Raw genomic sequence first — 5,898 nt, 5'->3', positions numbered from 1 at the left:
CCGCCGAGCATGGCGGCCGCGCGCATGAGCCTGCGGCCCACGCTGCACCTGGTGCGGCAGGAGCTGAAGAACGCCGCGTCCAACCTGGGCGAGGCCATCGTCACCACGCTGGTGGGCCACCTGAACGCCACCATCGCCGGCGAGCTGGAAGTCTTCATCGACGGCGCGATCGCCAAGCTCGGCGACATGCTGCAAGGCTGCGCGCGGCTGAGCGACAGCATCGTGGACAACCTGGTCGACACCCTGCAGCGCGTGCTGGGCCAGAAGGACATGTTCACGGTCGCCACGCCCGTCGCGGCCGAAACCCAGGTGCACGACCCCCAGACCCAGAGCACCTGGCGCCGGTTGTGGGGCACCGCCGTCAAGTACGGCAAGCAGTCGGCCAACTACGCGGCCAAAGTGGCGGCCAACCGGCTGCCCGACAGCGTGGCGGGCGAGGTCAACCGCGTCATCGCCGGCCTGCTGGACTTCAAGAAGACCTTTCGCAACCAGCTCGTTCAACTGGCCGACAAGGAGGCACAGGCCAGCATCATGTGGCTGCTGCACAAGCTGCTGGCCGCCATCGCGCGCAAGAAGGGTCAGCGCGGCGCCGTCGTGTCGCCGCAGGCGGGCGCCAAGGCCGAGAAGGACAAGCCGGGCACCCAGCTCGAGCACGTCAACAAGCAAGCCGACGCCAAGAAAGACGCCGGCTGCAAGAACTGCCCCGCGCCCGTGGCGCTGGGCAAGTCGATCAGCTTGGTAACGGGCTGCGAAAGCTTCACCCACACCGACTTCATGCTCGCCGCGCCGCTGCCCATCGAATGGGCGCGCACCTACCGCAGCCAGCTCGACGCCTACGACCGTTCGCCCCTGGGCGCGCGCTGGCTCACGGCCTACAGCACGCGCGTGGACCAGGCAACGCCGGCCCGTGGCGAGCGCCAGGGCCAGCCCAGCCTGGTCTATCACGCGGCCGACGGCCGCAGCCATGCCTACCCGTTGCTGGCGGTGGGCCAGGTGTACCGCGATCCCGTTGAAGAGGTGACGGTGTCGCGCCTGAACGAACGGCTGCTGACGCTGGACTTCGGCAAGCCGATGCCCGTCGGCGAGCAGGGTGCCTGGCGCGAGATCTACGAGCTGGTGCCAGGCGAGCCGCACACGCACTACCGGCTGGTCACGCTGCAGGCCAGGGACGGCCTGTCCATCGGCCTGCGCTACGACCACGTGATCGCGGCCACCGGCGAGCAGGTGCTCAGCGACATCATCAGCAAGCAGGGCGACGTGACGATGGCGCACGTGGGCACGCTGCCCGATGCGCAGACCGGGCTCATCCGGTCGCTGTGGGAGCTGAAGGACGGCCAGGTGCTGCGCCAGCTGGCCGCCTACACGCATGACGGCCAGCGAGACCTGGTCGAGGCGCGGGACGAGAACGGCGCCGGCTGGCGCTACAGCTACAGCCATCACCTGGTGACCCGCTACACCGACCGCACCGGCCGCGGCATGAACCTCGAATACGACGGCACGGGCCCCGATGCCAGGGCCGTGCGCGAATGGTCCGACGACGGCAGCTTTGCGCTGAAGTTCGAGTGGGACAAGAACATCCGCCTCACCTACGTGACCGACGCGCTGGGCGGCGAGACCTGGTTCTACTACGACATCCTGGGCTACACCTATCGCGTCATCCATCCCGACAAGCTGCAGGAATGGTTCTTCCGCGACGACGCGAAGAACCTCACCCGGCACGTGCATGCCGACGGCAGCACCGACGACTACAGCTACGACCTCGACGGCAACCTGCAGGTGCACACCCGTGCCGACGGCAGCCGCGTGCATTTCGAATACGACGCACTGAACCGCATGACGGGCCTGCGCGACGCTGAAGGCCACATCTGGAAGCGCAGCTACGACGCGCAGGGGCACGTCACCGAAGAAATCGACCCCCTGGGTCACAAGACCGAATACGCCTACGACAAGGCCGGCCGGCCGATCGGCATCACCGACGCCAAGGGCGGCGCCAAGCGCCTGACGTACACCTCCGCCGGCCAGCTCGCCAGCTACACCGACTGCTCGGGCAAGACCAGCCGGTGGGAGTACGACAGCCGCGGCCGGTTGAGCCGGACCATCGACGCGGCCGGGCAGGGCACGCGCTACCGCTACACCGCGACGGGCGAGCAGGCTTCGGGCGGCGACGCCAATCACCCGGGCCGGCTGGAGGAAGTCTCGCTGCCCGACCAGACCCGCGAGCACTTCGTGCACGACGCCGAAGGGCGGCTGCTCGCTCATACCGATGCGCTGGGCCGCCGCACCCGCTACAGCTACAACCGCGCGGGCCTGGTGGCCGGGCGCACCGACGCCGCGGGCCGTACCTTGCGCTACCACTGGGACCTGGCGGGTCGCCTCGCCGAGTTGCACAACGAGAACGGCAGCCACTACAGCTTCCGCTACGACCCGGCGGGGCGACTGCTGGAAGAAACCGGCTTCGACCGGCAAAGCAGGCAGTACGTGTACGAGGAAGCCACCGGCGCACTGCTGCGGGTGGTGGAGGCCGGTGCGCACACCACGGCATTTCAGTTCGACGCGATGGGCCGCCTGGTGCAGCGCACGGCCGGCGAGGCAGGCGAGGGAGGCAACGCGCAGACTGAGCGCTTCGCCTTCGACCGCAACGGCCGGTTGACGGAGGCCGCCAACGGCGACGCCAAACTGCAATGGTTCTACGACGCCGCCGGCAACCTGACCCGTGAGCACCACCACCACCTGGCCCGGTCGCAAACGGCGGTGTGGCAGCACCGCTACGACGAGCTCAACCAGCGCATCGCGACCATTCGGCCCGACGGCCATGTGACGCAATGGCTGACCTACGGCTCGGGCCACGTGCACGGACTGCTGGTCGACGGGCAGGACATCCTGGGCTTCGAGCGCGACGACCTTCATCGCGAAACCGCCCGCGCGCAGGGCAACGGCCTGAACCAGCGCCTGCGCTACGACCCCGTGGGCAGGCTGCTGGAGCAGCAGGTGTCGCCCGCCAAACCGGCCAGCGCCGGCACGGCCGAGGCGCTGAGCCTGCGCCGCAGCTACGGCTACGACAAGGCCGGCCAGTTGACCGACATCGGCGACAGCCGGCGCGGCAACCTGAGCTATCGCTACGACCCCGTGGGCCGCCTGCTCGAAGCCAGCAGCCGACTGGGCCGCGAGACCTTCGCCTTCGACCCGGCCGGCAACATCGCGGACATCGCCGCCGCCGAGCCCAGGCACCCGGGCCCGCACACCGTCAACCGCGTGCTGGACAACCTGCTCAAGGAATACGCGGGCACCACCTACCGCTACGACAAACGCGGCAACCTGTGCGAGCGCGTGAAGAACGGACGCAAGACAACGTTCGAATGGGACGGCTTCAACCGCATGACCGCCGCCACCGATGCACAAGGCAGCACCCGCTTCAGCTACGACCCGATGGGCCGGCGCATCGCCAAGCGCTCGCAGCACAGCATCACGCTGTTCGGCTGGGACGGCGACACGCTGGCCTTCGAGAGCACGCAGAGCCTGGCCGGCGACAGCGAGCGGCAAGGCCGCGGCTGGAGCGTGCACTACATCCACGAGCCGGATTCGTTCGTGCCGCTGGTGCAGGTCAGGCAGGCGAAGGCCATTGCGCTGAGCACCACCACCGACGTGAAGGCGCTGATGCAGGCCAACGGCGGCTCCTACGACATTGCGCAAGACCCGCTGTGGAACGGCGAGCAACTGCCCGCGCCGACCGCCTTCGCGAGGGAAGAAATTGCCTTCTACCAATGCGACCACCTGGGCACGCCGCAGGAGCTCACCGACCACAACGGCCAGGTGGCCTGGTCGGCGCAGTACAAGGCATGGGGCGAGGCCAGGGAGGTGATCAGCGAGGCCGGTCGAAGAGCCGGCTTTGCCAACCCGATCCGTTTCCAGGGGCAGTACCTGGACGAGGAGACCGGGCTGCACTACAACCGGCACCGCTACTACGACCCGCAGGCCGGCCGATTCGTCAGCAGCGACCCGCTGGGCCTGGGCGGCGGCATCAACACGCATGCCTACGTGCCCAACCCGGTGGCCTGGGTCGACCCACTGGGCCTGCAGGCCGCGCCGGCCTGCAAGAAGCCCAAGGGCGGGCGCTTTGCCACGGCCGACGGCGCGGCCAAGGCGGCCATGATGCGCTACAACGACAAGTCCATTCGCGACAACGTGGAGTACGGCGGCCTGGTCTACCAGACGCCCGACGGCAAGTACGACTACACCAAGGCCACCAGGGGCGAGAAGGACACCGTCAACCCCTGGAGTCCGCTGTCGCCGAACATGCCCCGGTGCGCGCAGGAAGTGGGCTACTGGCACACCCATGGCGACCACTCCGACCGCGACGGAAACCGCACCACGCGCGCCAAGGACTACTACGGGAGCAACAACTTCTCGCCCGAAGACAAGGCCGCGGCCAAGCAAGGAATGGAACATGATCACCCCGATTACCGAGGCTACCTGGGCACGCCGAGCGACGGCTACAAGGGCTACGACCCTAAGGCCAATCAAACCTACAGGCTGTAAGGGCCTGATCATTGCGTTGGGAATCTTTATGAACATCCATGCCTCCGCCGCGCCGCTGTTCGAAGTCGAGGCGCCCGACCAGCTGCTGCTGGACACCCCCGTGGTCGCCGCGCTGAACAACGCGTACAGGCTCTTCGAGAAGACCGGCCAGGACCTGAACAACTTCACCGTTCGCATCGCCGAGCGCAAGAAGGAAAACGGCGAAGACGAGAACGGTGCAACCGCCATCGGCATCGCGTTCTCGGCCAAGCTGCCGCCGGGGCAGAAGGGGCTTGGCAACGCCAGCAAGCTGGGGCGTTCGGTGCTGTACATCGCCTCCAGGACGACGGGCGAAATCCTGCGGGAGCAGGGCAGCCGCTAGCGCGCCGCCCACGCGCTGCGCACCGACCCTTTCATGTCTTCCCAGATCATCATCCTCGCGCACGACCTGTGGCGCAAAGGCGCGGGCGGCGCCCCCGCCGGGCTGGTGGGCCAGGCCGACAGCTTCGCCTACGCGGGGCTCGATCTGGGCCTGGCCCAGTTCGCCGCCACCACCTTCACGGGCACCAGCTTCACCGCCACCAGCTTCAGGCAGGCGGGCTGGAGCGCCTGCCAGTTCACCGGCTGCAGCTTCACGCAGTGCGACTTCGGCGGCATCTCGGTCTCCGGCTGCACCTTCGTCAACTGCAGCTTCGCGCGCGCCAACTTCGACGGCGCCAGCATCGGCACCAGCACCTTCACGCAATGCCATTGGGACGACATCAGCTTCGCGGGCGGCCGGTGGACCGACGTGGGCGTGCTGAACTGCAGCGGCACCATGGTGCATGCACAGGGCCTGCAGGGGCGCAGTGTCGACTTCACGGGCAGCACCTTCGAGCAACTGGAGTTTCAGGGCGCCAACATCAACTGAGGGAGGGAGCGAGAAATGGCAGGGACGGAAGAAAAGAACGCGCCGGCGCAGCGCGAAACCCAGACGGCCGTGGCGCCGCTGAACACCATCGTGAAAGAAGACATCGCCGCGTCCAGCAAGGCGGTGGACGACTGGCTGCGCGGCTTCAGCGGCGGCTACGTCACGCTGGAGCGGCTCACCATGGTGCTGGGAAGCATTCCGGTCATCGGCAACATCATGGCGCTGGTGGATGTGTTCCTGGACATCATCAACATCGTCGAGAAGAAGGCCAAGGACGGCATCGAGGCCTTCCTGCTCTGGGTGAGCCTTGGCATCAACCTCATCGGCCTGATTCCGCTGCCGCCGAGCATGGCGGCCGCGCGCATGAGCCTGCGGCCCACGCTGCACCTGGTGCGGCAGGAGCTGAAGAACGCCGCGTCCAACCTGGGCGAGGCCATCGTCACCACGCTGGTGGGCCACCTGAACGCCACCAT

General features: G+C 67.8%; 4 protein-coding genes. All 4 read left to right on the top strand.

Annotation, left to right across the window (positions count from 1 at the left end; genetic code table 11):
• Nucleotides 1–24 precede the first annotated feature (24 nt).
• Nucleotides 25–4,536, top strand: a complete 4,512-nt coding sequence (locus AC1DJH_RS32875; protein WP_478188585.1) for an RHS repeat-associated core domain-containing protein — start codon at nt 25–27, stop codon at nt 4,534–4,536.
• A gap of 28 nt (nt 4,537–4,564) precedes the next feature.
• Nucleotides 4,565–4,897: a hypothetical protein gene (locus AC1DJH_RS32870; protein ID WP_435485384.1), complete on the top strand. Its 333-nt coding sequence runs from the start codon at nt 4,565–4,567 to the stop codon at nt 4,895–4,897.
• Between the two features lie 33 nt (nt 4,898–4,930).
• Complete coding sequence (locus tag AC1DJH_RS32865) at nt 4,931–5,425, top strand: pentapeptide repeat-containing protein (protein ID WP_472118018.1); 495 nt, start codon at nt 4,931–4,933, stop codon at nt 5,423–5,425.
• A 15-nt stretch (nt 5,426–5,440) separates the two neighbouring features.
• Nucleotides 5,441–5,898: hypothetical protein (locus tag AC1DJH_RS32860; RefSeq protein ID WP_478188584.1), on the top strand; the 458-nt coding region annotated here is incomplete at its 3' end.

The organism is Variovorax sp. 10N412, assembly GCF_056394985.1.
Note: the sequence above shows the minus strand (reverse complement) of the source record. Positions and strands in the feature narration are given on the sequence as shown.

Excerpts from the sequence above, each read along its gene's own strand:
- AC1DJH_RS32875 (WP_478188585.1), top strand. The coding sequence starts at position 25 with ATGAGCCTGCGGCCCACGCTGCACCTGGTGCGGCAGGAGCTGAAGAAC.
- AC1DJH_RS32870 (WP_435485384.1), top strand. The coding sequence starts at position 4,565 with ATGAACATCCATGCCTCCGCCGCGCCGCTGTTCGAAGTCGAGGCGCCC.
- AC1DJH_RS32865 (WP_472118018.1), top strand. The coding sequence starts at position 4,931 with ATGTCTTCCCAGATCATCATCCTCGCGCACGACCTGTGGCGCAAAGGC.